Genomic DNA, 23,667 nt, shown 5'->3' on the forward strand with positions numbered 1-23,667 from the left:
CGGCCCATCGGCATCTGCGCCTTGATGCTCTTGTAGAAGTCCGGCATCGCGCCCTGGATCATCTCCCAGCTGCCGCCGGGGAACTCGATCGGGCCGGGCGAGACGGTGTTGACGCGGATGCCCTTGGGCGCGAGCGCCTGGCTGAGCTGAGAGGCATAGGTGATCAGCGCGGCTTTGATCGCGTTGTAGGCCTGCGGCATGATGAAGGTCTCGACCGCAGCCGTGGACGACATCACGATGATCGATCCCGCGCCCGAGGCTTCGAGCGCCGGGGTCAGCGTTTCAATGCCCTTGACCGCGGCCATGATGTCCACGTCGAGGCACTTCTGCCAGTCCTGCGTGGCGCCGGCGCCCGAGACGCTCGCCATGTTGATGAAGATGTCGCATCCGCCGAGCTTCTCCACCGCCCCGTTCAGCCACGCGACGTAGCCATCAAGGTTGCCGGTCATGTCGAACGCGTCGCCGTGGGCCTTGCCTTCGTTGCCGGCGAGCTCGGCCAGCGCCGCATCGATCTTGGCCTGATCGCGCGAGAAGAACGCGACATCGGCGCCTTCGGTGGTGAGGATCTTGAGAATCTCGAGCCCGATGCCGCGCGCACCGCCGTTCATGATGACTTTCTTGCCCTTCAGACCCAGATCCATCGCACGCTCCATCCATGATTTGCGCCCGGCAGACCCGGGCTTTTTGTGGCGGCAGAATAGCCAAAACGAGGGGCCTGACAGCGCGCGGAATTGATAGTTTCTGGCTCGCCGGAATCGCCTTAGGCTCCCCGCAATTGGGAGAGAATATGGCTATCACCGGACCAATCGAGGATCAGCTCGCGATCCGCGCGCTGCATGACAACTACGCCGATGCCGTGTTCCGGCGCGACGCGGCCGACTGGGGCGCGCTCTGGGCAGACGATGCCGTCTGGGACCTTGCCGGCACCACAGTGAACGGGAAGGAATCGATCGTCGGCCTGTGGCAGGGCGCGATGGGCACGTTCGCCTTCGTCGGTTTCTTCCAGCAGACCGCCGCGATCGTCATCGACGGCGATACCGCGACGGGCCGCGTCTACACCAACGAGACGCTCGAGGACCTCGAAGGCAACCTGCGCCGCAGCATCGGCCGCTACGAGGACACGTACGTCAAGCGCGGCGGAACCTGGCTCTTTCAGAGCCGCAGCTTTTCAGTTCTGAAGGGGTATTCGTGATGATCGTCGTTGTCGCTGGGGAGATCGATTTCGCGCCGGAAGTCCGCGATGCGGCGTTGAAGGATGCCAAGCCGCTGATCGACATGGCGCTGGAGGAAAAGGGCTGCCGCCACTACGCGTGGAGCCTCGATCCGCACAATCCGGGCCGCATTCACGTGTTCGAAGAGTGGGACAGCGAGGAAGACCTCGCTGTGCACCTGCTTGCCGAATCCTATTTCAAGATGGGCGCGCACCTCGCCGGCTTTACCATTCTGGGCGCCAACACGCGCAAGTACCGCTGCGATATCGTCGAGCCGGTCTACGGCCCGGACGGCGTCGCCACCGCCAAGTTCCTCACCGCAAAGGACTGAGCTGCGATGACCAATCTTTCGGGCAAGGTGGCCGTCGTCATCGGCGCGGCAGGCAAGGACAATATGGGCCAGCACATCGCGCGCACCCTCGCCGATGCTGGGGCCAAGGTCGTGGTGGCGGGGCGCAAGGCCGATCCACTGCGCACCTTTGCGGGTTGCATCGCTGGCGACTGGGCGCTGTGCGATCTGTCGAAGAAGGCCGATGTCGAGGCGCTCGCCAGCACGGTGCTGGAGCGTCACGGCAAAGTCGATATCGCGATCAACGCGACCGGCTGGGGTCTCCTCAAAGGGCTTCATGAGATCACCGAGGAGGAGCTCGACCAGATCATCGCGCTGCAATTGAAGGGCGTGCACTATTTCCTGAGCGCCTTCGTCCGCGCGATGCCGCTCGGCGGTTCGCTGATCCAGATTTCGTCGGCCACCACGCAGTGCGTGATCGATGATCATGCCGCTTACATCGCGACTAAGGCCGGCTCCGAGGCGCTGATCCGCTGCGTTGCCAACCAGTATGGCCCGCAGGGCATCCGCGCCAATGTGCTTTCACCCGGCTTCACGCTGAGCCCGATGACCGAGCAGTCGTTCGCCGTGCCCGGTCTCGCCGATGCGTTCGTCAAGGAGTACCCGCTGGGCCGCGTTGGCACCTCGGAAGACATCGCCAAGGCCGCGCTATGGGTGGTGAGCGATGATTGCTTCATGTCGGGCCAGAACCTGCAGATCAACGGCGGCTTGACCCTGCGCCGCAACCCGCGCCCGCACGAAATCCAGGCCGCGGTCGGCGCGGCGATGGCGGCGATGCAGGCGGCGGGGAACTGAACTTCGCTCTGCCGATCGGCTGATCGCAACGGCCCCCTCTCCGCAAGGCGAGGGGGCTTTTTTGCGTTCCGAATGTCCGCCTCATCACCCGCGAGGGGCGCAGCGCTTGACCATAGAAACCTGACCCCGGGTCAGGCCCGGGGTGAGGGTGGTAAATGTGGATGTGCAGGGCGGCCGGCGCTACCCCGCCTTCTCCGCTTCCATCTGCGCCTTGATCATGCCCCGCAGCACATCCTTGCGGATCTTGCCCGAGGCCGTGCGGGGGAAGGCATCCACCCATTCGATGCGCTCGGGGCACTTCTGCTTGGCGAGGCCCGCCTCGCTGACGAAAGCCGAGAGCGTCGGAAGATCGGGCTGGTCCACACCTTCGGGGATCAGGTAGGCACAGATCCCTTCGCCCAGACGCGCATGCGGCATCGAGACGACGGCGGCTTCCTTGATCGCGGGGTGGAGGTGCAGCACGTCCTCGATTTCCTTGGCGCTGATGTTTTCCCCGCCGCGGATGATGAGGTCCTTTTTGCGTCCCGTGATTACGAGCGAGCCCGAAGGCGTGATCCTGCCGATATCGCCGGTCTTGAAGTAGCCGTCTTCGGTCAGCGCTTCGCGCGTCTGCGCCTCGTCCGCATAGCCGAGGAACATGGCGGGGCCCCGCACGAGGATCTCGCCGTCGGTGCCATGAGGCACTTCCTTGCCGTCATCGTCGACGAGGCGCAGCTCATAGTCGAGCGGGCGGCCATCAGTTTCAGCAGCCAGTTCGAGGCTCTCTTCAGGCAGGACACCCGGCGTCGCAAGTGGCACTTCGCTGCTGCCATAGACGCGGTAGGCGCAGGCGTGCGCAAGGCGCTTGTTGGCGGTGTAGACCAGCTCCGAGGGGATCGCCGCGCCGCCACAGGCAAAGCGGCGGAACGTCGGCAGCTTGGACCCGGCAGCCTCCGCGGCATCGCACAGTTCCTGCAGGAAGGGTGTGGCGGCAACAGTCGAGGTAACCCCGTAGCGGTCGATCAGTTCCACCGCCTCCTTGGCCTTCCACACTTCCATGAGGACGACCTGCGAGCCGGATGCGAAAGGCTTTTCAAGCCCGCCTGAGAACCCGCTGATATGCGTGACGGGCGAGGGCATCAGCGTCACGTCGTTCGGCACGCCGCTGTACTGGCGCCCGAACTGGGCGACGCGGTCCAGCGTGTTGTGCGAATGGAGCACCGCCTTGGCCCGGCCGGTGGTGCCCGAGGTATAAAGCACGAGCTTCAGCGCATTCGGATCGACCTTTTCGAGCAGGGTATTGAGGCCCCGCCCGTGCTCCACCAGAGCGGCATAATCCGGCGTCCGTTCGGTCGGGCGCACATAGATCACGTGGCTGAGTTCCGGCAGATGCGGGCGCACGCGGTCCATCATCCTGGCGAAATCGTAGCCCCGGAAGCTTTCCGCCACGAAATAGGCCTTGGCCCCGCAATCACCCAGCATCTGGATCACTTCGGCATCGCGGTAGATCGGCACGATCGGCGCGATCACAAAGCCGCCGAGATTGGCCGCGAGGTTGATCACCGAGGCCTCCACCCAGTTGGGCACCTGGAAGCCGATGACATCGCCGGTCTTCAGACCAAGCTCACGCAGCGCGCGCGCCAGCGCCTCACCGTCCGCCAGGAGCTTGGCATAGGTCGGTGCCGTGGGATCGCCGAGGTACACGACCTTGTCCGGATCGCTTTCCGCCCAGCGGCGCGCGTAATCGCCGATGGTCATGTTGGTCCAGCTGCCATCGGCGGCATATTGCGCAAGGTGCGCGGGGATCTTGGTCATGGGAGGCCTTTGTCAGTTGGACAGGGTCTGCCGATAGAGCGGATTGTCCTCGGCGTAGAAGTTGCAGTGGAAGCCGCTCGGCACGCGAAACGGGATCAGCACGCGGGCGATCGGCCCCGCGGCAATGTCCTTTGCGGCGAAGATCGCCAGTTCGCTGGTGCCGCTGTTCGCGGGGTGGACGAGCGTCATGGCATAGCCGTCCGCCTCGTCCGTGCTGCCCAGGCGCGGGGCGAAGACGAGCTCGCCCGCAGCCGCGCCCGCGCCGAAGTGCCAGATGTCTTCCTCACCGGTCTGCGTGTCGTAGCGCAGCACGGCGTCCATCCCCTCGACGCGGCCATCGCGCGACTTCAGGTTGATGTTGGCGAAGCTGTGGCGGCTCTTGCGCGTCATCAGGCGGTCGTCTGGCCGGGGGAACTGGATGTCGCGCCCGTTGAGGACTTCCTCCTTGATCCAGCCGGTGTTGCCGGTGGGGTCGATGGTCCAGCGGCGCAGGCTCTGCTGGGTATCGAGGTGGGTGCGCCGCGCGCCGGTCTCGTCCGGGAAAAGCGCCGTGCCGTTGGCGGCGGCAACGTCGGCTATGATCTTGCCGTCCTCTTCCCACACGTTGAGCTCGTGAAACATGTGGCGCGGCTCGAACTCGAACCACTGGATCTGATCGGTGGTACCCTCGCGCGGCATCACCGCGAACTTGGTCGGGCGGTCGTTGACCCAGGCGGTCATCGGCCCGCCGGCGGCGAAGCGCTTGAGGTCGGTGTCGATCGGGATGAACGGGAAGATCGCCCAGTTCTCCGTCAGCAGGAAGGTGTGCATCAGGCTGAAGTGCGGCATCGGGATGATCTCGGTCTTCCGGATCGTCCCGTCCGCCGCGACCACGTCGTAGCGCATCTCGGCGGCCGCCATGTAGCCATGGATGGCAGCGCCGGTGTTGAACATCTCGCCCGTCGCGTAATCGACTTTGGGGTGCGCGGAGAAGCTGGAGGTGACGAGGCCGCCGTACGTCTCCTCGTGCAAGGTATCGAGCTTTCGCGGATCAAGCGCCACGGGCGGCGCGCCTTCCATGAGCGCGAGGAGCTGGCCGCCATGCAGGATGATATTGGTGTTGCCGGTGTTGTAGCGCTTGCCCTGCACGCTCGGGTCCGAGGTCATCGGATTGCCGAAGATGCCGAACAGGCGCCGCCCGGCGGCCTTTTCCAGCTCGAACTTCTCGGTCTTCACCCACCGGTTGCGCATCGAGACGCGGCCATCCGCGAACTCGAACGCGAAGACCATGCCGTCGCCATCGAACCAATGGTAGTCGCCCTCGCGCGGCGGATAGAGCGGATCGGGTCCGTTGCGATAGAAGATGCCGGCGAGGTCGTCGGGCAACTTGCCCTCGACGATCAGATCGGGCGCATCGGCCTCGAACCGGATCGGCGCATGGTGGCCGGAAAGGTAGGGGTGATCGAAGAACGGTTCTGCCATGGCCCGCATATCCTCCCGAATGCCTTTAAGGCCGCACTGGGTGGCGCCCTTCCCCGCAATGTGGGTGCGAAGGGGGGCGCATTCACCTGCCAAAATGGGGAGTGAGGCCCCCCGGTAATGGGCAAAAATGAGAGTCGTCTTGGCGGCGCCCGGGTCTAGGCTCTACGGCTTTGAGGCATTCCTCAACCAGGAGCTTTATCCGTGACCGAGAACCGCCGTTTCCTGCTGGTCCGCCGCCCCAATGGTGCGCCTGTGGCCGAAGACTTCAAGCTTGTTTCCGAAGCCCTGCCAGAGCTGGCGGACGGCCAGTTCCTGATCCGCAACCGCTATGCCTCGCTAGATCCCGCCATGCGCGGCTGGATGGATGATGCGCCGAGCTACATGCCGCCGATCCCGTTGGGCACCCCGGTCCGCGCCTCGACAGTGGGCGAAGTCGTCGCCAGCAAGACCGCCGATTTCCCGGTCGGCCAGTGGGTCTCGGGCCTCAACGCCATCGAGGAATACTCCGTCTCGCAGGCCGGCGGCTTCAGCGCTCCCATCGACCCGACCATCGTTCCCTCGCCGACGAACTTCCTCTCGGTGCTCGGCGCAGTCGGGATGACCGCCTATTTCGGCTACCTTGAAGTCTGCAAGCCGCAGCCGGGCGATGTCGTCATGGTCACGGGCGCAGCAGGTGCGGTCGGTTCGCTCGTCGGCCAGATCGCCAAGATCAAGGGCGCGAGCAAGGTCATCGGCATCGCGGGCGGGCCGGAGAAGTGCAAGCGCCTGATCGAGCGCTACGGCTTCGATGTTGCGATCGATTACCGCGGCAAGAGCGTCGACCAACTCTCCGCCGAGATCGCCGCCGCCGCTCCGAACGGCGTCAACGTGATCTTCGAGAACGTCGGCGGCGATATCCTCGATGCCGGGCTCAACAATCTTGCGATGTATGCGCGGATCGGCCTCTGCGGCCTGATCAGCGAATACAACAATGCGGGCGAGAAGACCGGCGCGCGCAATGTGTGGCAGCTGATCGTGAAGCGCGCTTCGCTGACCGGCCTGCTCGTGGCGGACTACGTGCCGCGCTTCGGCGAAGGCATTGCCGCGATGGCGGGCTGGGTGACCGCGGGCAAGCTGGTGTTCGACGAGCATGTCGACGAAGGCATCGACAATGCGCTGCCGGCGTTCCTGCGGCTGTTCAGCGGCTCGAACGACGGCAAGATGATCCTGAAGCTGAGCTGACGCCATGGCCAAGACCCTCCTCGTCCTCTCCGGCGGCCATCCTTACGAGGAGGCGCCTTTCGCGGCCTTCCTCGAAGGGCTGGGCGACTGGGATGTAACGCATTTCGTTCATCCTGAGGCCGAGGAGCGGGTGGCCGCTGGCGCTGCCGATGCGGCAGATGCCATGCTGTTCTACGACATGCCGGGCTACACCTTCGCCGATGGCACTGTGAAGACCGCCCCTCCGTCCGAAGCGTTCAAGGCGGCGCTCACGCGGCGCTTTGCCAGCGGGCGCGGCGCGGTGATGATGCACCACGCCATCGCCGGCTGGGCCGAATGGCCGCAGTGGAGCGAGTGGGTCGGCGGGCGCTTCCTCTACCAGCCCGGCCCGGTGCGCGGGGAAATGAAGCTCGATTCCGGCTACCGCCACGATGTCGATTACACGGCGGAACTGGTCGCCGAGCACCCGGTGCTCGCAGGCATACCCGCCACTTTCCCGGTCAACGATGAACTGTACCTCGGCGAAGTGTTCGAGGCGGATGTCACCCCGCTGATCCGCGCGCGGCACGCCTATGTGGCCGAGAACTTCTATTCCGCCGCACTCGCCGTAGCCGGGCGCATGTTCGACAATTCCGATTGGCCGCACCCGCCAGGTAGCAACCTCGTCGCCTGGACGAAACAGATCGGTCCGGCACCCATCGTCTACTGCCAGTTCGGCGACGGGCCACACACCTATGCCAACCCGGTCGTCCGCCAGATCGTCGCCAATGCGCTGGAATGGACGGCGCGAACTTAGGGAGAGCCGCAATGAGCCCGCAGGAAGTGGTCGAAGCCTTCATCGATGCATGGAACCGGGGTGATGTCCCCGCCGCGTTCGGCATGATGGCCGAGGACATCGTCTGGCATAACATCCCGATGGAGCCCGCCGTCGGCCTCGCCGGGGTGCAGGCGCTGATGGGCCAGTTTCCGCCCATCGAAGCCAGCGAATGGATCACGCATCATATCGCCGCAAACGGAAACGTGGTGCTGACCGAGCGGACCGACAAGTTCCTCGTCGCCGGACGCTGGCGGGCCATTCGCGTCTCCGGCACGTTCGAGGTGAATGCCGAGGGCAAGATTACCCAATGGCGCGACTACTTCGACATGGGCGAATTCCAGCGGGAGTTTGCCTGAATGGCTGGTGTTCCGGAGATCGCCCGCGGGAAAGACCTCGGCGGCCGGCGCGCGGTTGTTACCGGCGCGGCCTCGGGCATGGGCGCAGCGGCAGCGGCGCGGCTCCTTGCCGAAGGCGTACAGGTGCTGGGCGTCGACCGGGTGAGTGAGGGCATCGTTGGCACCCACACGCTCGTAGCGGACCTCGCCGACCCCGATGCCATCGCCACGATTGCCGGAGCAGCGCAGAGCCTCCTCGGAGGCTGCGATATCCTCATCAACAACGCCGGCGTCTGCGCCAATGGGCCCTTCACCGAAATGAGCGAGGCAGACTGGAACGCCGCGCTTTCGATCAACGTCACCGCGGTGATGAAGCTCACCCGCGCGCTCTTGCCGCAGCTCTCTGCCTCGGGGCGCGGCCGGGTGGTCAATGTCGGCTCGATCATGTCGCGCTATGGCGATGCCGGGCTTGTTGCCTATACCACCTCCAAGCACGGGGTGCTCGGCCTCACCCGCGCACTGGCGATGGAGCTGGGGCCGCAAGGCATCACCGTAAACTGCGTACAGCCGGGCGCCATCGCCACGGGAATGACCCGCAGCCTGTTCGAGGATACGCCGGGGGCGAAGGACTACTACGCCGGCCGCTCGGCGCTGGGCCGCGTGGGCCAGCCGGAAGACGTGGCTGATGTCATGGTGTTCCTCGCCACGGATGATGCGCGGTTCATCACCGGGCAGGGCATCATGGTCGATGGCGGGGTCATGGTGCACAGTTGACCGACCTGCCCGAGGGGGCAGGCCAACCTAGCATTTTCGCCCGTGGCATGGGGCATATGACGGTGCCACATCGAAGCTGAAAAGAATGGGAATTGCCATGAATGAAATGACCAGCGCCAAGTCCCTGCTCGATCCGGAGGTGATGCAGAACCCGTTCCCGCTGTATCAGTGGGCCCATGCCAATGCGCCGGTGATCGAACTGCCCGAAACCGGCATGAAGATCGTGATGAGCTACGAGATGTGCTCGGAAGCGGCCGGGCGTCCGGAAGACTTCTCGAACGACTTCAGCGGTGTGCTTTCGGGCGCGCTGGCCGAGGACCCGGAAGTGAGCGCGATCCTTGCCGAAGGCTGGCCGCAGATGAACACGCTGCTGACCGCCGATCCGCCGGTCCACACGCGCTTTCGCAAGCTGGTCAATCTCGCCTTCTCGATGCCGCGCGTAAACGCGCTGGAAGCCGGCATCCGTGACAAGGTGACCAAGCTGATCGACGGCTTCATCGAAGACGGCGAGTGCGACTTCGTGACCGCGTTCAGCGTCGGCCTGCCGGTACAGGTCATCTGCGAGCAGCTCGGCTTTTCCGAAGCCGAGCGCGCAGATGTCAAGCGTTGGTCCGATGCCTTTGCCGATCGCCTAGGCCACATGATCCCGCGCGAGCGCGAGATCGAGTGCGCGCACGAGATCGTCGACTTCCAGCGCAAGCTCAAGGTCAAGATCGACGCGCGCCGCGAGAAGCCGACCGACGACCTCCTGTCCGACGTCGTGAACGCGCGGCTCGACGGCGAGACCCCGCTGAACGATGCCGAGATTCTCTCGATCGCACAGCAGCTGATGGTGGCGGGCAACGAGACGACCACGCATGCGCTTGCGGGCGGCATTGTCCACCTCGCGCAGAACCCCGATCAGCAGGCCAAGGTCCGCGCCAATCCGGCGCTGGTGGGCAACATGATCGAGGAGGTGCTGCGGCTCGATACGCCGACGGCGGGCATGTGGCGGCTCGTCATGCGCGATACCGAACTGGGCGGGCGGCCCTACAAGCAGGGCGAGATGATCATGCTGCGCTATGCGGCGGCCAACCGCGATCCGGCCAAGTACCCCGATCCCGACAAGTTCGATGTCGAGCGCAACAATGCGCGCACGCACCTCGCGTTCGGCAAGGGCATCCACATGTGCGTGGGCAACATGCTCAGCCGCAAGGAAATGACCGTCGCCTTCACCGAGCTGCTGCGCCGGCTCGACGATATCCGCATCAAGGATGGTGCTGAGCTCAAGGTTTCGCCGAACCTGCTGCTGCGCGGGTTCGTTTCGGTGCCGATCACGTTCAAGAAAGCTGCCACTGCATGAATTTCGATCTCGACGAGAACCAGGAGCTGTTCAAGGCGGCGGTCGAGCGCTTCTGCCAGGGACAGGACGTGGCGGCACGGCGCGCGGCGCGGGCACTGCCGGGAGGGATCGACCGGGCGCGCTGGAAGGAACTGGCAGAGCTCGGGCTGATCGGCCTTGCTGCCGGTGAAGCCGATGGGGGCATGGCGGGCTCGCACGGCGATCTGGCCGTGGTGGCGCAGGCTCTGGGCCAGGCCCAGGCGGTCGAACCGTGGCTCGAATGCGGCTTTCTCCCCGCGCGGCTGCTGGCAGGCTCGGCGCATCTTGAAGGCGTGATTGCGGGTGAGAAGATCGCCGCGTTTGCCTTTGCCGAACTGGGCCGGCGCTTCGTGCTCGAAGCGCAAGGTGTGAAGGCGCGGGGCGGCAAGCTCTCGGGCACCAAGCAGTTCGTCCTCGGCGGCGGCGCGGCGGACATCTTCGTCGTGACGGCCGAGGAAGATGGCAAGACCGCGCTTTATGTGGTCGATGCCAAGGCCCCCGAAGTCGAAGTGCGGCCCTATCCGGTGGCGGATGGCGGGGTTGCGGCGATCGTCACCTTCCACGATGCGGCAGCAGAAGGCCCGCTCGCGGCGGATCTCGGCGCGGTGATTGATGAAGCGCGGCTGATGGCGGCGGCCGAAATGGTCGGCGTTGCCAGCCGCCTTTTTACGGACACACTCGAATACATCAAGACGCGCGAGCAGTTCGGTCAGCCCATCGGGCGGTTCCAGGTGCTCCAGCACCGCATGGTCGATTGTTATGCGCGGGTCGAAAGCGTGCAATCGGCGTTGCTGCGTGCGCTGCTTCAGCCTGCCGCACCGATGGCGGCGATCAAGGCGCATGTTGCTGAAAACGCGATCTGGGTTGCCCATCAGGCAGTGCAGCTCCACGGCGGCATGGGCATGAGCGACGAGCTGGGGATCGGACACGGTCTCAAGCGGATGGTGCTGCTCTCGAAGCTGTTCGGCGATCCCGCCAGCGATATTCTGGATTACGCCCGCGCGGCCTGAGGTCGGCAGGGAATGGAGTGCATGCAAATGAAGCGGATCGATGCCCACTTCGTGGCCGCCGGCAAATACCATGATATCGATTTTGCCCGGCTCGAGGTGCTCAAGCTGCTCGGCGAGCATCCCGAAATCCGCACCACCGTCGCGATGGACTTTTCCAACACCGAACGGCTGGAGCAGTGCCAGTTCCTCGTAACCTACACCTGCACCGTGTTGCCGACGCCCGAAGAGACGGTGAAGATCAAGGAGTTCCTTGATCGCGGTGGGCGCTGGCTGGCGCTCCACGGCACCAATTCCATCCTGAAGTTTGTCGAAGGCGGGGTCGATTGCCCTGAAGAGCGCGACGACGTGATGGAAGTGCTCGGCTCGCAGTTCAAGGCGCACCCGCCGATCGGGCCGTTCCGCGTCGAGGTGGTCGACAAGACCCATGCGCTCACGCAGGGCCTCGAAGATTTCGACGTGATCGACGAACTCTACATCATGAAGCAGAAGGCGCCGATCAAGGTCCTGATGCAGACGCGCTTCGACGGCGAAGCGACCGGGTTTACTGAGGCAAACTATTCGAATGTCGTTGTGCCGATCCTCTATTTGCGCGATCACGGCAAGGGCGGAGTGCTCTACAACACCCTCGGCCACTGCCGCAGCCACTTCGATGTAATTGAATTGCTGCCCTTTTGGACACATCCCGAACGCTGCAGTTGGAACTATCCCGTTTATTACGAAACACTGCGTCGCGGCATTCGCTGGGCCATGAGTGAGATCGCCTGATGGATATGGATTTTGCCCCCGAGGACCTCGCCTTCCAGAAGGAAGTGCGCGCATTCCTCGATGATAAGCTCAACGCTCGCCTGCGCGAAGGTGCGGCAGGCACGCCAAGCGTGTTCACCGAACCGGACATCACCCGCGAATGGCAGGCGATCCTCGCCGAAAAGGGCTGGCTCGCGACCTCGTGGCCGGTCGAGGATGGCGGCCCCGGCTGGACACCGACGCAGAAGTACATCTTCGAGAAGGAATGCGCGATTGCCGGCGCGCCTTCGCTGCCGATTCTCGGCCTGCGCCTCGTCGGCCCCGTCATCTGCCATTTCGGCACGCCCGAACAGAAGGCGCGCTTCCTCCCCCGCATCATCTCGGGCGAGGACTACTGGTGCCAGGGCTATTCGGAACCGGGCGCCGGCTCCGATCTCGCCGCAGTGAAGACCCGCGCCGAGCGCGTCGGCGACAAGTACATTGTCAACGGCTCCAAGATCTGGACCACCCACGCGCATCACGCCAACTGGATCTTCGCGCTCGTCCGCACCGATCCTACCGTGCAGAAGCAGCGCGGCATCAGCTTCCTGCTCGTGCCCATGGAGCAGCCGGGTGTCAGCGTCTCGCCCATCGTCACGATGGCGAACGACCATGAAGTCAACGCGACCTTCTTCGACAATGCCGAAACCTCCGCCGACAACCTCATCGGCGAGGAAGGCCAGGGCTGGACCATCGCGAAGTTCCTCCTCGAGAACGAGCGCGGCGGCTCTTGCGCGGCGCCGGCGCTGCTCGCCAAGCTCGACCGGATCGAACGCTGGGCGCGCGAGGAAGCCTCGGGCACCAACGGCAGCATGATCCACGATCCGAATATCTCGCAGCGCCTCGCCCGCCTGCGGCTCGAAGCGCAAGCCTTCGAAGTGACCGAGCTGCGCATCCTCGCCGAACTCGCCAAGGGGCGCCCGGCCGGTCCGCAGACTTCGCTGGTCAAGCTGACGAGCTCGAACCTCAGGCAGCAGATCGACGAGTTGGCGGTGGACCTGTTCGGCTACGACGGCTTGCAGCTCCCCGTCACCCGCCCGCTCTATGGCAACGAGGCGCCGGAATACGTTGGCAGCCGCGCCGCGCAGCTTTCGCTGCCCGCATACCTCAATGGCCGCGCCTATACGATCTTCGGCGGCTCGGACGAAGTGCAGAAGACGATCATTGCCAAGCAGGTGCTGGGGCTCTGATCTGATCCGCTAACGCGGAAGGCGGCACCGGCCCGCTCCCCCGCCCCCTTGTTCAAACTTGGGCCACCCACGAGAGTACCCTGAATGGGTGGCCGGGCGGGGGAGCGGGCCGGCGCCGACTTGTTTCGGCCAGGCCGAAACAGCAAACGACTGTTGCCCGGAAGCCCCACTTCCGAACCATTCCGGATGGGGCTTCCGCTACGGCACGCACTAGGTTAGCATGCGAATCGAACCGAATGCCGGAACAACTGGCAGCGGTCAGAGGATGCAGCATGGACTGGGCGAACTCCACCTTCGAGCAGGTGACGATTCGGGCCGTTGAAGACGTGCGGCCGGCCGCAATCGCCATCAGAGACATTGCACTCAAGCTAGACCTGCGCATCGCGGTCTGCCCCGACATTTCGTCGAAGGAGCAGATGCTCGATGCCGATGGCAAGATCATCAACGCCGACATTTTCGGCTGGACCGCCGATGGCGAGCGCTGGTGGGAAAACGGCACGCTGGCGCTGTCTTCGCCGTTCCCGCGCGCGAGCCGCTACGAAAGCGAGCCATTCTGGTGCAACGCGCACGGCGCCTTCACGGTGGCGCGCAACAACTACCTTGAAGACCTCAATTTTTCCGAGTTCCACAAGTTCAGCAAGGCGCGATCGATGATCGTGATCCCCTCGCACCTCTCGTTCGGCCAGATCGCCGCGGCCAGCTTCGTGCCGGTGGACAAGACACTCGACGACCTCTCGGACGTGTTTGCCCAGCACGGCGATTTCCTCGGCGCGCTCACCCGCCGCTTCGTCGCGAGCTACGTCAGCACGATGCGCACGCAGCAGTGGATCCCGAGCGATTGCCGCCTGTCCAAGCGCGAGGTTGAATGCCTGCGCTGGGCCGCGATTGGCAAGACCGACAAGGAAATCAGCCTGATCCTCGCGCTGAGCCACGCCACGGTGCGCTACCACATCCAGCGCGCGGGCGAGAAACTCAACGCGGTGAACCGCAGTCAGGCCGTCTTCAAGGCGGGGCAGCTTGGGTATCTGGGGGCTGCTGCCTGAACGCGGCGCACGTCGGACCCTTGCAAAGGGCCCGGGGCAACCCGGGCCCTTTTCACATCAAACCCCCATCATCCCCGCGGTGCTGGCCCCGTCGATCCCGTATTCCGAACCCGAGATGAACCCCGCCTCGTCCGAGGCAAGAAACGCCACCAGCGCAGCGACTTCCTCGACCTGCGCCATTCGACCGATCGGGGCCATGCCTTCGAACTGCGCGCGCGCGGCGGCTGCATCGGGGCTGCGTTCGATGACGTTGCGGATCATTTCGGTCTCGACCACGCCGGGGTGGATCGAATTGACGCGGATCCTTGAGCGGTTTTCGACCGTTATGAATCGCTGGGGATTCCCATCGTCGTAGATCTCTGATTCAGAGTCCGTACTGGTGAAGGAGGCCAGCATGGATGGGTCAGCCTTTATCGATGGATCTGCGTTCGCGGCTTCTGGCGGCGATTGAAGACGGGATGAGCTGCCGTGCGGCGGCGCTTCGGTTTGGCGTCGCGCCATCGACAGCGATCCGCTGGCAGCGGCAACGCCGCGAGACTGGCAACTTCTCGCCCAAGGCTCAGGGTGGAGATATGCGGTCGCGCAGGGTCGAGGAACGGCAGGCCGACATCCTCGCGATCTGGGAGGCACGCAAGGACATCTCGCTGGAAGAGCTGCGCTTGGCGCTGATCGAGGTTGGCCTGCATGTCTCGGTGGCCGGGCTTTACCGCTTCTTCGTGCGCCGCGGCATGACGCGCAAAAAAAGACTGGCCATGCAATCGAGCAGGACCGGCCCGATGTCCTGACACAGCGCCATGACTGGTTCGACAGCCAGGGCGATCTGGAACCCGAGCGCCTCGTCTTCATCGACGAAACGTGGACAGCGACCAACATGACCCGCAGCCATGGACGCTGCCAAAAAGGCGAGCGGCTGCGCATGGGCTATCCGCACGGGCACCGCAAAACCACCACGCTGGTGGCTGGGCTGCGCATGACGGGAATGGTCGCGCCGATGGTGCTCGATGGTCCGATCAACGGCGACTGGTTCGAAGCCTACGTGACGCAGGTGCTGATACCAGAGCTTCGGCCCGGCGACGTCGTGATCATGGACAATCTGTCGAGTCACAAGCGCGCCTCGGTGCGCGAAAGAATCGAAGCAGCAGGCGCACGGCTGATGTTCCTCCCGCCCTACAGTCCCGACTTCAACCCGATCGAAAAGGCCTTCTCGCGCCTCAAAGCCATGCTCCGAAAGATCGGCGAACGCACCGTAAATGGCCTGTGGGACCTTATCGGAAGGCTCGTCGACATCTTCCAGCCAGATGAATGCGCCAACTACTTCAGTTCATGCGGATATGATCCAGATTGATCGAAAACCGCTCTTGTCTTCTGGTTCGCGCAGTGGAGCGCGGCGGACTTGGTCAGCGCCACCAGCGCGCCCTTGCTGGTCGAATAGGCGACGAAATTGCCCATCGGCCGGTAGGCGCTCATCGACGAGTTCACCACGATCGAGCCCACGGCGCCTTCCGGATTGGCCCGCATCGCGCGGATCGCGTGCTGGATGGTGAGCATCACGCCCGTCAGGTTGACGCCCAGGATGCGCTCCCAGCCGTCGAGAGTGATCTCCTCGACGCTGCCGTCACCCGACTCGATCCCCGCGTTGGCAAAGACGACATCGAGCCGGCCATGCTTCGCCTTGATATCAGCCATCAGGCTGTCCCAGGCGGCTGCATTTTCCACCCGGTGCGCAACGAACTCGGCGCCCGTCTCGGCGCAGAGCGCAGCGGCGGCTTCGGCCTTGGAGCCGGTGAACACGATCTTCGCGCCTTCGCTCGCAAGCCGCCGCACCGTGCCCGCACCGATGCCCGAAGTGCCCCCGGTGATCAGCGCCACTTTGCCTGCGAACCGTCCGCTCATTGTGCTCTCCCTCATATCGTGGCGCGATCCTAGAGCGCCCTTGGGCGGCGACCTACTGCCATTTTGGCTTGGGCCGGCCCTAACTGCCTTTGCCCGCCCCTCGTCATTGCGAGGAGCGAAGCGACGAAGCAATCGTGCGTGACGCTCTGGATTGCTTCGCTACGCTCGCAATGACGAGGCTGGGGGGAGGGATTATTACCGCTGCCAGATCCGCCGTTCGCCGACCGCGGCAATCGCGCCAGCGGTACCGACGGGTTCCACCGCGCCATCCATGAAGAACGCCAGCGCGCCTGCGTCCGCCACATCGATATGGCACAGCGTCCGCTTGCCTTCCGGCGTCCGTGCGATCACCACACCGGCAGACGGCGCACCATCGCGGCCATGAAACACGGTGTAGCTCTCCACCGTGGCAGGGCCCGAATAGTCCTTCTCCAGCTCCGGGATCGGCCCCCGCGCCGCGTCTGCCTCCGCCTGATAATCGAAGTCCTGCGGGAACTGCGCCGAAGCAATCGGCCCACGCGAGATCACGATGCAGTGGTTGTCGGTGGCATAGCCGCCATTGGCAAACAGGAATCCCGTCTTGCCATCCCCGCCCCGCAGCCGCTCCACCATCGAAACGACTGCATGGCTCATGTAGTTGGCAATCGGCCCGCCGCCGAAGGTCAGCCCGCCGAACACGGTGGCAGGCTTCTCGAGCGGCCAGCCCAGCACGCGCCGGGCCATCTTCGGCACACAGGGGAAGCAGCTGTAGAGCTCGACATGGTCGAAGTCCGCGCCGGTCATCCTGTTGAGCTCCAGCGTCCGACGGATTGCGGTGTCCATGCTGGAGGAGCGGTCATAGCGGTCACGGCGCAGGATGCTGGGATCTTCCTTGGCCGCCGCGCCCATCCCGACGTAGATCAGGCGCTCTTCGGGAATGCCCCGCCGCCGCGCCTCGGCAAGGCTGGCGACAATGAAACCCGCGCCCTGATTGACCGAGGAATTGGCCACCGTGAGCTTGGTATAGGGAAAGGCCAGCGGGCGGTTGGCGGGGCCGGCGGTGAGGATTTCCTCCGCACTCACAGCCTTCCTGATCCATGCGCCTTCATTGGCCGCCGCGACCCGGCTCATGCCTGCCCAGATCGCCCCGCTTTCGGCCTGTGCCTCGGCCAACGTCTGGCCATAGGCGGCGCGGCCGGCGTTCTCGTAGATCGGGTAGACGTCGACCGGCGCCGTCAGCCCATGCGCCTGCGCATAAGTCGGATCGCGGCGGGTAGAGACATTGCGCACCGCGTTGTAGCTCTTGTCCTCGCCCTTGCCACCTTCCCTCGCTGCGGCCAGCCTGGCGAGACCAGCAGCCGTTCGCAGCGCTTCGGCGCCGACCACAGCCGCGACACTCACCTTGCCCTCGCCGATGCGGTTGGCAGCTTCGTTGAGGAGGCGTATCGGCGTGTCGCCGTGCGGCGCTTCGGACTGGTAGTTGATCGGCGGCGCGGCACCGATCGCGCGCGCCAGCGACCCGCACAGATTGCCGAGGTGTCGGAAGCTGATCTGGTCGACGATGGCGAGGCTGTCGAGATCGGCGAGCACGTTCCCGCCCGCATCCGCTTCGGCCAGCCGCAGTGCCGCGGCCATCAGCCCCGGCGGATCGAGGCCAAGCTCGGGGTCGTCCGGTCGGTCGTTCACCTGGCCAACGCCGATGATCACAGGGATACGTTCCGGGTCTGTCATCGCATTCATCATGCAGTCTCCAGATAGGATTTGGTTTCGACCATCTCGCGGATCCTGGCAGGCGTCGTCTCAAGCACGCCTTCGCTTTCGAGACGGGCGCATTCGGCCTGGTCCATGCCCAGCCAATCCTGCATCACGGCATAGGTGTCCTGGCACATGAGCGGCGCGGGGCGGGCATCGGCATCGGGGATCAGGTCCCAGATCGCAGGGCGGCGTTCGGCGATCATCGGCTCGGGCAGCAGGTCGTGGGGGTCTTCCCGGAAAAGGCCGCGCGCCGTGTAATAGGGGTGATCGACGAGGTTGGCGGCACGGAGCATGGGGGCGGCCGGCACACCGGCGGCCTGCAGGGTCTTTGCGGCCTCTTCGGGCGTCCGCTTCACCAACCATGCGGCGAGGCCTTCGCTGCCGATCACGCTGGCGATACGTGCGCGGTCGGCCTCGTCGCGTAAGGTGATGACGCACCATTCGTCCTCGCCAGCGCAGGGGAAGACGCTTGAGGACGCGTCGGTGCGTGCGTGCAGGCCCAGCGTGGTCGCCGCGATCTCGATTGCGAGGTGGGCGAGCATGACTTCGGCTTGCGCGACATCGACATGTCCGCCGCGTCCGGTGCGCTCGCGGCGGGTGAGGAGCGCCATGACCGCGCTCGCGCCGATCCGCGCGCAGACATGATCGGGATAGATCGTGACCGAATCTGAGAAGCTCTCCGGATCATCGGGGTAGCGCCACATCGCGGTGAGCCCGGCGGCGGATCTCACCAGCGGGCCATAGCCCATGCGCTTCGACCACGGGCCAGTGGCGCCGAACGCGCTCGATTCGACCGCTATGAGGCGGGGGTTGATAGCCGCGAGTTCGGCATAGCCAAGGCCGAGCGATTCGAGCGTGCCGGGCTTGAAGTTGGACAGCATGACGTCGGCGTCAGCCACCATCCGGCGGAGCAGCGCCTTGCCTTCCTCGGACTTGAGGTTGAGCCCAAGGCTACGCTTTCCGCGGTGGCCCGCACCGAAGCTGCTCGAAAGGCCGATCTTCAGCCACGTCTGGCGCGAGCCGTCGGGGAAGGAGGACGATTCGATTTTCACCACCTCCGCGCCGAGGTCCGCCAGCAGCCGACCGGTTTCCGCACCGACCACGATCACGCCGAGATCGAGCACCTTGAGCCCTTCAAGCGGGCGGCCGGAGTTGGCGCTGGCGGCGGGGGCGGGGCGCGGCGAACTGACGGGTGGGCGCAAGGCGCTGTGGATCGGCCCCATGCGCGCACCGTCAAGCACGAACATGCCATCGGGCATCGGCACGCGGCGGCCGTCCGGAAGCGCGGCTTCGGCAAAGGTGCCGCGCGCGCGGATGTGATCGGCAGCAAGGCAATCGGTAAGCGTGTTGAGCCCGGCGAGCGGGACACCGTGTTGCTGCCCCAGCGCCTCGATCTCGGCGCGGGTCTTGTCGGCGAGGAAGACTTGCATCGCCGCGAGCAGTTCCCTGCTCTTGAAGCGGACCATGATGTCGTTGAACTCGGGGCCGGCGAATTCGGCGGGAGCGCCCATCATCCGGTGCATCCCCTGCCACTGGCGCGGGGCGAGAACGCAAAGGCGGACATAGCCATCCGCCACAGGAATGATCGGATATTGCACGCCCTTGGGCGGTCGGCCGGGTGGGAGCGAGGCGGCGGGACGGCCGTTGGTGGCGCTGCCGGAAATGCCGAACGCGGGATCGAGCGCCTGCATCGCCCCATCGAGCGCTGCATAGTCCACATGGCCGCCGTGGCCGCTGACGCGCGCCTGCGTAAGCGCCGCCATCGCCACAAAGGCGCCTTGCGCGACCGCGCATTGCACTGCGATCTCGCCCGGCGGGAGGAGTGGCGCCCGGCCCTTGATGCCCGAGCGCGAGAGTTCGCTGGTCAGCGCCTGGAGTACGCCGTCGGTCCACTGCCAGCGCGAGAACGCATTGCCGAGGCCGAAGCCGGTGGCGGTCATGTGTACGAGCGCCGGCTTGGCGGCGCGAAGGGCGGCCCAGTCGATGCCGACGGGCGCGGTGTCCCCGGCGGAGAGGTCTTCGATCACGAGGTCGGCGCGGGCGATGTGAGCGTGCAGCGCAACGGCATCGGCAGTCACGATTCGCTTGCCGAGATTGGCGGTCCAGTAGGCCAACTCCGCGCGGGGATCGCCCGCCGGGCAGGCACCGCGACCGTCCGGTTCGAGCCGGATCACCTCGGCGCCGAGTTCGCGCAGGATACGGGCGATTCCAGAGAGCGGACTGGCGACGAGGTCAGCCACGACGAGGCCGGAAAGCGGGCGGTCAACGGCATCCTGCTGCATATCCCGGCACCTCGTTTTATTAATGGACGAATGCTGTCCATAAAAGATAGAGAAGGGTCATGCAACGCCCTGCTCTCGATTCAGAGCTGCCACGAACCCGCGGACGCCCGCGCGATCCGCAGATCGAGGCGCGCATTCTTGCGGCTGCGGCGCGGGTCTATGGCGCAAGCGGCTGGGCAGGCTTTAGCCTCGATGCGGTGGCGCGCGCTGCTGGGATCGGGAAGTCGACACTCTACGCGCGCTGGACGAGCGGCGAGGACCTGCTCTGCGCCATGATCGAGCAGCGCTGGCGAGACATCGCGAAAATCGACACGGGCGACCTGCGCGGGGATCTTGTCGCATTCGGGACGTTGGTGCTGACCCGCTATCTGGAGACGGGTGGTGGCGTCGCAAGGCATGTCCGGCGCGATCTGGCGGGCCATCCGGAGCTTGCCGCCAGGATCGGGCCGGTGCTGGCTGCACTCTCAGAGCAGGCAATCGCCATCCTGCGACGCGCCCGCGCGCGCGGCGAACTGCGCGATAGCGTCAGCGCCGCGCTCGCTTCGGACATGCTGCTCTCTGCGATGGAATCGCACGCGGGCCGCCTCGCGCCGGGAGAGATGATGAGCGCCGCGATGATCGCCACCTATGCGGAACGTGTGGCTGACCTGCTGATCGGCGGGATCGGCCAACGGCGTCTCGAGACATGAGCGGCGCTGTCACTATGGGCAGGTTTGCGCCGCGCCGACACGTGGAAGAAACGGATGCTGGAGGGGAGGGCGAGGCATGACCTATCGTACGATCACGGTGGAGAAGCGCGGTGCAGCGGACTGGCTCACGCTGAACCGGCCTGACCAGCTCAATGCCATCTCGCTCGAGATGGTGGACGAGTTGTCCCACTATTTCGGCGCTCTCTTCAACGACCGCGAAACGCGGGTTGTGGTGATGCGCGGGGAAGGCCGGGCGTTCTGCGCAGGGCTTGATATCAAGGACCGCCAGTCAGCGAATGGCCCCGATCCGTTCGGCGGTGGCTTCGGCTTTCAGGGCCATCTTGCGGACGTCTACGTGAAGATGCGGCGCTGCCCGCAGCCGATCATCGCACTGGTGCAAGGTGCGGCCTGTGGCGGGGGCTTTGCCTTCGTGCTCGCAGCCGACATCCGCCTGGCGGGCGAGACCGCGAAGATGAACGCCGCTTTCATCAAGCTCGGCCTCTCCTCGTGCGACATGGGGGTGAGCTACTTCCTGCCGCGCCTCGTTGGCACTTCAATCGCGTCGGAGCTGATGCTTACCGGACGCTTCATCCATGCCCAGCGCGCGCTGGCCACCGGCCTTGTCAGCGAAGTGGTGCCCGATGACCAGCTCGAGGCGGCAGCCCAGCCTTATGTCGACGACCTGCTGGCGGCCTCGCCGATGGGCCTGCGCATGACCAAGGAAGGTCTCAACCTCGCGGTCGATGCGGCGAGCCTTGAGGCGGCCATGGCGATCGAGAACCGAAACCAGCTGATGACCGCCGCCAGCCCCAACTTCGCCGAAGGGATGCGCGCCTTCCTCGAGAAGCGCCGCCCCAACTACATGCCTGACTGAACGGCCAGATTGAACGGACCCTTTGCCATGACTCATTCCCGCTATCCGCTCATGTTCTCCCCGCTGACGATCCGCGGCAACCGGCTCAAGAACCGCATCATCATGGGCTCGATGCATTCCGGCCTCGAAGACCTGCCCAATGCTGCTGAGCGGCTTTCCGCCTACTTCGTCGAGCGCGTGAAGGGCGGAGTCGGCATGATCATCACGGGCGGCATCACCCCGCATTCGAGCGGTGGGCGCGGCGCGAAGCTGAGCGAGCCTTCGGAAGTGCCAATGCACCGCGCGGTGACCGATGCGGTCCACGCCGCCGATCCCGAGGTGAAGATCTGCATGCAGATCCTCCATTCGGGCTCGATCGCCAATGTGCGCGAGCCGGTCGGCCCTTCGCCGGTGCGTTCGCGCCTTGCCAAGGTGCCGCCGGTCGAACTGGATGAGGCAGGGATCGAGGAGCAGATCGCCGCCTTTGCCAATTGCGCCGCGCTGGCCGTGCAGGCGGGCTACGACGGGGTCGAGATCATCGGCTCGGCGGGTTATCTGATCTCCACCTTCCTCGTCGAGAAGACCAACCAGCGCACCGATCGCTGGGGCGGTTCGTGGGAAAACCGCATGCGCTTTCCGGTGGAAGTGGTGAAGCGCGCGCGCGCGGCACTGGGCGATGACAAGATGCTGATCTTCCGCATTTCCGCGATGGACATGCTGGAAGGTGGCCTCGCATGGGAGGAAGTGGCGAGCCTTGCGAAGGCGCTCGAGGCCGCCGGGGCGGACGTGATCAGCACGCACTTCTGCTGGCACGAAAGCCAGGTGCCGACGATTGCGACGATGGTGCCCCGTGCGGCCTTTGCGCAAGTGACGGGCAAGCTGCGGGATGTCGTCTCGATCCCGCTGATTACTAGCAACCGGATCAATATGCCGCATGTGGCTGAGGAAGTGCTGGCGCGCGGGGATGCCGATCTCATCTCGATGGCGCGGCCGATGCTTGCGGACCCGGACATCGTGAAGAAGGCATGGGAAGGCCGCGAGGACGAGATCAACACCTGCATCGCCTGCAACCAGGCCTGCCTCGATCACACCTTCACCGGCCAGCTCACCAGCTGCCTCGTCAACGCGCGCGCCTGCCGCGAGACGGAGATCACGGTGGAACCGGCCAAGGCGGCGCGGCGCATTGCGGTGGTCGGCGCGGGGCCGGCGGGGCTCGCTTATGCCACCATCGCGTCCGGACGCGGGCACAAGGTGACCCTGTTCGATGCGGCTGAGGAAATCGGCGGGCAGTTCAATCTGGCGCGCAAGATCCCGGGCAAGGAAGAGTTCGACGAGACGATCCGCTATTTCGGACGGATGATCGAGGTGAACGGGATCGAACTGAAGCTTGCCACCCGCGTCAACGCCGACATGCTGGCGGCGGGCGGGTTCGACGAGATCGTGATCGCCACCGGGATCACGCCGCGCAAGCCCGATATCGATGGCATCGATCACCCCAAGGCCGTCCGCTATGTCGATGTGATTACTGGCAAGGCGCAGGTCGGCCAGAAAGTGGCGATCATGGGCGCGGGCGGGATCGGTTTCGACGTTGCCGAACTCATTACCCACGCAGGCACGCCGGGTTCGCTCGATGTGAACGTCTTCGCCAAGGAATGGGGCATCGACTTCAAGAACCACCCGCGCGGCGGCGTGACGGGCGTGGTGCCCGAAGTCGCCTCCAGCGGACGCGAGGTGTGGCTGCTCCAGCGCAAGGCGAGCGCCGTGGGCAAGGGGCTTGGCCGCACCACCGGCTGGACGCACCGGATCACCCTGCAGCGGCGCGGCGTGCAGATGCTGGGCGGGGTGGAGTATGACCGGATCGACGATGCAGGTCTTCACATCCGCATCGAGGGCGAGCCCCGGCTGCTCGCCGTCGATACGGTGATCGTCTGCGCCGGGCAGGAACCGGCGCGCGAACTCCACGACGAACTGGTCGCGCGGGGGCTGGAGCCGAAGCTGATCGGCGGGGCGTTCGAGGCGGCTGAGCTCGATGCCAAGCGCGCGATCCTGCAGGCGACCGAGTTGGCGGTAGCGGTCTAGAGCCTGCCTCCCGCC

General features: G+C 65.2%; 23 protein-coding genes. 16 read left to right on the forward strand and 7 right to left on the reverse strand.

Features of this window, described 5'->3' with window-relative positions; all coding sequences use genetic code 11:
• Positions 1-641 (reverse strand): SDR family NAD(P)-dependent oxidoreductase (locus Q0082_RS11135; protein WP_298192488.1); only part of this gene is annotated, 641 nt, incomplete at its 3' end.
• A 146-nt stretch (positions 642-787) separates the two neighbouring features.
• On the opposite strand from Q0082_RS11135, the gene Q0082_RS11140 reads away from it, so the two are divergent.
• Genes Q0082_RS11140 through Q0082_RS11150 form a run of 3 tightly spaced genes read left to right on the forward strand, consistent with a single transcriptional unit; the run spans position 788 to position 2,355 of the window.
• Positions 788-1,192, forward strand: a complete 405-nt coding sequence (locus tag Q0082_RS11140) for a nuclear transport factor 2 family protein (protein ID WP_298192490.1) — start codon at positions 788-790, stop codon at positions 1,190-1,192.
• Positions 1,192-1,542, forward strand: coding sequence for an antibiotic biosynthesis monooxygenase (locus tag Q0082_RS11145; RefSeq protein ID WP_298192491.1), 351 nt, complete (start codon positions 1,192-1,194; stop codon positions 1,540-1,542). The genes Q0082_RS11140 and Q0082_RS11145 overlap by 1 nt, the downstream gene beginning before the upstream one ends.
• Before the next feature lie 6 nt (positions 1,543-1,548).
• Positions 1,549-2,355 carry an SDR family oxidoreductase gene (locus Q0082_RS11150; RefSeq protein ID WP_298192493.1) on the forward strand — a complete coding sequence of 269 codons (807 nt, stop codon included), beginning with the start codon at positions 1,549-1,551 and terminating at the stop codon, positions 2,353-2,355.
• A 180-nt stretch (positions 2,356-2,535) separates the two neighbouring features.
• Here Q0082_RS11150 and Q0082_RS11155 read toward each other — a convergent pair whose 3' ends face one another.
• The gene (locus tag Q0082_RS11155) at positions 2,536-4,149 is read right to left on the reverse strand and encodes an AMP-binding protein (protein ID WP_298192495.1); all 1,614 of its coding nucleotides are present in this window, start codon (positions 4,147-4,149) and stop codon (positions 2,536-2,538) included.
• 12 nt (positions 4,150-4,161) lie between these two features.
• Positions 4,162-5,610 (reverse strand): carotenoid oxygenase family protein, encoded by a 1,449-nt coding sequence (locus Q0082_RS11160; RefSeq protein WP_298192497.1) that lies wholly within the window; start codon positions 5,608-5,610, stop codon positions 4,162-4,164.
• Positions 5,611-5,811: 201 nt separating this feature from the next.
• Between Q0082_RS11160 and Q0082_RS11165 the strand changes: the two genes are divergently transcribed.
• The 9 genes from Q0082_RS11165 to Q0082_RS11205 all read left to right on the forward strand — a co-directional run bounded on the left by Q0082_RS11165 (position 5,812) and on the right by Q0082_RS11205 (position 14,122).
• Complete coding sequence (locus Q0082_RS11165) at positions 5,812-6,831, forward strand: NADP-dependent oxidoreductase (protein ID WP_298192500.1); 1,020 nt, start codon at positions 5,812-5,814, stop codon at positions 6,829-6,831.
• 4 nt (positions 6,832-6,835) lie between these two features.
• The gene (locus tag Q0082_RS11170) at positions 6,836-7,606 is read left to right on the forward strand and encodes a ThuA domain-containing protein (RefSeq protein WP_298192503.1); all 771 of its coding nucleotides are present in this window, start codon (positions 6,836-6,838) and stop codon (positions 7,604-7,606) included.
• 11 nt (positions 7,607-7,617) lie between these two features.
• Positions 7,618-7,983, forward strand: coding sequence for a limonene-1,2-epoxide hydrolase family protein (locus Q0082_RS11175; RefSeq protein ID WP_298192505.1), 366 nt, complete (start codon positions 7,618-7,620; stop codon positions 7,981-7,983).
• The gene (locus tag Q0082_RS11180; protein WP_298192507.1) at positions 7,984-8,736 is read left to right on the forward strand and encodes an SDR family oxidoreductase; all 753 of its coding nucleotides are present in this window, start codon (positions 7,984-7,986) and stop codon (positions 8,734-8,736) included. It begins immediately after the preceding gene.
• 97 nt (positions 8,737-8,833) lie between these two features.
• Positions 8,834-10,078 carry a cytochrome P450 gene (locus Q0082_RS11185; protein WP_298192509.1) on the forward strand — a complete coding sequence of 415 codons (1,245 nt, stop codon included), beginning with the start codon at positions 8,834-8,836 and terminating at the stop codon, positions 10,076-10,078.
• A complete protein-coding gene (locus Q0082_RS11190; protein ID WP_298192511.1) occupies positions 10,075-11,106 on the forward strand; it encodes an acyl-CoA dehydrogenase family protein in 1,032 nt (343 codons plus the stop codon). Before Q0082_RS11185 ends, Q0082_RS11190 begins: the two co-directional genes overlap by 4 nt.
• Before the next feature lie 27 nt (positions 11,107-11,133).
• Positions 11,134-11,871, forward strand: a complete 738-nt coding sequence (locus tag Q0082_RS11195) for a ThuA domain-containing protein (protein ID WP_298192513.1) — start codon at positions 11,134-11,136, stop codon at positions 11,869-11,871.
• Positions 11,871-13,079 carry an acyl-CoA dehydrogenase family protein gene (locus Q0082_RS11200; protein WP_298192515.1) on the forward strand — a complete coding sequence of 403 codons (1,209 nt, stop codon included), beginning with the start codon at positions 11,871-11,873 and terminating at the stop codon, positions 13,077-13,079. The genes Q0082_RS11195 and Q0082_RS11200 overlap by 1 nt, the downstream gene beginning before the upstream one ends.
• Before the next feature lie 272 nt (positions 13,080-13,351).
• Positions 13,352-14,122: a helix-turn-helix transcriptional regulator gene (locus Q0082_RS11205; RefSeq protein WP_298192517.1), complete on the forward strand. Its 771-nt coding sequence runs from the start codon at positions 13,352-13,354 to the stop codon at positions 14,120-14,122.
• A 57-nt stretch (positions 14,123-14,179) separates the two neighbouring features.
• Here Q0082_RS11205 and Q0082_RS11210 read toward each other — a convergent pair whose 3' ends face one another.
• On the reverse strand, positions 14,180-14,518 hold the full coding sequence (locus Q0082_RS11210; RefSeq protein ID WP_298192519.1) for an SDR family oxidoreductase: 339 nt from the start codon (positions 14,516-14,518) through the stop codon (positions 14,180-14,182).
• 2 nt (positions 14,519-14,520) lie between these two features.
• On the opposite strand from Q0082_RS11210, the gene Q0082_RS11215 reads away from it, so the two are divergent.
• Positions 14,521-15,467 (forward strand): IS630 family transposase gene (locus Q0082_RS11215; RefSeq protein ID WP_298192521.1). Its coding sequence is split into 2 segments (ribosomal slippage): positions 14,521-14,857 and positions 14,857-15,467, totalling 948 coding nucleotides; the frame shifts between segments, so codons are not numbered across the junction.
• Here Q0082_RS11215 and Q0082_RS11220 read toward each other — a convergent pair.
• The 3 genes from Q0082_RS11220 to Q0082_RS11230 form a co-directional block, all read right to left on the reverse strand.
• Positions 15,434-16,015 carry an SDR family oxidoreductase gene (locus tag Q0082_RS11220; protein WP_298192523.1) on the reverse strand — a complete coding sequence of 194 codons (582 nt, stop codon included), beginning with the start codon at positions 16,013-16,015 and terminating at the stop codon, positions 15,434-15,436. The genes Q0082_RS11215 and Q0082_RS11220 overlap by 34 nt on opposite strands.
• A gap of 195 nt (positions 16,016-16,210) precedes the next feature.
• Positions 16,211-17,725, reverse strand: a complete 1,515-nt coding sequence (locus Q0082_RS11225; protein ID WP_298192524.1) for an acetyl-CoA acetyltransferase — start codon at positions 17,723-17,725, stop codon at positions 16,211-16,213.
• Between the two features lie 8 nt (positions 17,726-17,733).
• Positions 17,734-20,031, reverse strand: a complete 2,298-nt coding sequence (locus Q0082_RS11230) for a CoA transferase (protein ID WP_298192526.1) — start codon at positions 20,029-20,031, stop codon at positions 17,734-17,736.
• Positions 20,032-20,090: 59 nt separating this feature from the next.
• Here Q0082_RS11230 and Q0082_RS11235 point away from each other — a divergent pair, with 59 nt between their 5' ends.
• The 3 genes from Q0082_RS11235 to Q0082_RS11245 all read left to right on the forward strand — a co-directional run bounded on the left by Q0082_RS11235 (position 20,091) and on the right by Q0082_RS11245 (position 23,652).
• A complete protein-coding gene (locus Q0082_RS11235; protein WP_298192527.1) occupies positions 20,091-20,720 on the forward strand; it encodes a TetR/AcrR family transcriptional regulator in 630 nt (209 codons plus the stop codon).
• A gap of 76 nt (positions 20,721-20,796) precedes the next feature.
• Complete coding sequence (locus Q0082_RS11240) at positions 20,797-21,594, forward strand: enoyl-CoA hydratase/isomerase family protein (protein ID WP_298192528.1); 798 nt, start codon at positions 20,797-20,799, stop codon at positions 21,592-21,594.
• Between the two features lie 27 nt (positions 21,595-21,621).
• Positions 21,622-23,652 carry an NADPH-dependent 2,4-dienoyl-CoA reductase gene (locus Q0082_RS11245; protein WP_298192530.1) on the forward strand — a complete coding sequence of 677 codons (2,031 nt, stop codon included), beginning with the start codon at positions 21,622-21,624 and terminating at the stop codon, positions 23,650-23,652.
• The last annotated feature ends 15 nt before the right edge of the window (positions 23,653-23,667 follow it).

This window comes from Novosphingobium sp., from assembly GCF_027489515.1.
Taxonomy (GTDB): Bacteria; Pseudomonadota; Alphaproteobacteria; order Sphingomonadales; family Sphingomonadaceae; genus Novosphingobium.

What these genes read in the sequence shown, in the direction of transcription:
- Q0082_RS11170 (WP_298192503.1), top strand. Translation starts at nt 6,836, where the DNA reads ATGGCCAAGACCCTCCTCGTCCTCTCCGGCGGCCATCCTTACGAGGAG.
- Q0082_RS11190 (WP_298192511.1), top strand. Translation starts at nt 10,075, where the DNA reads ATGAATTTCGATCTCGACGAGAACCAGGAGCTGTTCAAGGCGGCGGTC.
- Q0082_RS11210 (WP_298192519.1), bottom strand. Translation starts at nt 14,518, where the DNA reads ATGCTGGCCTCCTTCACCAGTACGGACTCTGAATCAGAGATCTACGAC.
- Q0082_RS11160 (WP_298192497.1), bottom strand. Translation starts at nt 5,610, where the DNA reads ATGGCAGAACCGTTCTTCGATCACCCCTACCTTTCCGGCCACCATGCG.
- Q0082_RS11175 (WP_298192505.1), top strand. Translation starts at nt 7,618, where the DNA reads ATGAGCCCGCAGGAAGTGGTCGAAGCCTTCATCGATGCATGGAACCGG.
- Q0082_RS11150 (WP_298192493.1), top strand. Translation starts at nt 1,549, where the DNA reads ATGACCAATCTTTCGGGCAAGGTGGCCGTCGTCATCGGCGCGGCAGGC.
- Q0082_RS11180 (WP_298192507.1), top strand. Translation starts at nt 7,984, where the DNA reads ATGGCTGGTGTTCCGGAGATCGCCCGCGGGAAAGACCTCGGCGGCCGG.
- Q0082_RS11240 (WP_298192528.1), top strand. Translation starts at nt 20,797, where the DNA reads ATGACCTATCGTACGATCACGGTGGAGAAGCGCGGTGCAGCGGACTGG.
- Q0082_RS11185 (WP_298192509.1), top strand. Translation starts at nt 8,834, where the DNA reads ATGAATGAAATGACCAGCGCCAAGTCCCTGCTCGATCCGGAGGTGATG.
- Q0082_RS11205 (WP_298192517.1), top strand. Translation starts at nt 13,352, where the DNA reads ATGGACTGGGCGAACTCCACCTTCGAGCAGGTGACGATTCGGGCCGTT.
- Q0082_RS11235 (WP_298192527.1), top strand. Translation starts at nt 20,091, where the DNA reads ATGCAACGCCCTGCTCTCGATTCAGAGCTGCCACGAACCCGCGGACGC.
- Q0082_RS11200 (WP_298192515.1), top strand. Translation starts at nt 11,871, where the DNA reads ATGGATATGGATTTTGCCCCCGAGGACCTCGCCTTCCAGAAGGAAGTG.
- Q0082_RS11155 (WP_298192495.1), bottom strand. Translation starts at nt 4,149, where the DNA reads ATGACCAAGATCCCCGCGCACCTTGCGCAATATGCCGCCGATGGCAGC.
- Q0082_RS11230 (WP_298192526.1), bottom strand. Translation starts at nt 20,031, where the DNA reads ATGCAGCAGGATGCCGTTGACCGCCCGCTTTCCGGCCTCGTCGTGGCT.
- Q0082_RS11245 (WP_298192530.1), top strand. Translation starts at nt 21,622, where the DNA reads ATGACTCATTCCCGCTATCCGCTCATGTTCTCCCCGCTGACGATCCGC.
- Q0082_RS11145 (WP_298192491.1), top strand. Translation starts at nt 1,192, where the DNA reads ATGATCGTCGTTGTCGCTGGGGAGATCGATTTCGCGCCGGAAGTCCGC.
- Q0082_RS11195 (WP_298192513.1), top strand. Translation starts at nt 11,134, where the DNA reads ATGAAGCGGATCGATGCCCACTTCGTGGCCGCCGGCAAATACCATGAT.
- Q0082_RS11225 (WP_298192524.1), bottom strand. Translation starts at nt 17,725, where the DNA reads ATGACAGACCCGGAACGTATCCCTGTGATCATCGGCGTTGGCCAGGTG.
- Q0082_RS11140 (WP_298192490.1), top strand. Translation starts at nt 788, where the DNA reads ATGGCTATCACCGGACCAATCGAGGATCAGCTCGCGATCCGCGCGCTG.
- Q0082_RS11220 (WP_298192523.1), bottom strand. Translation starts at nt 16,015, where the DNA reads ATGAGCGGACGGTTCGCAGGCAAAGTGGCGCTGATCACCGGGGGCACT.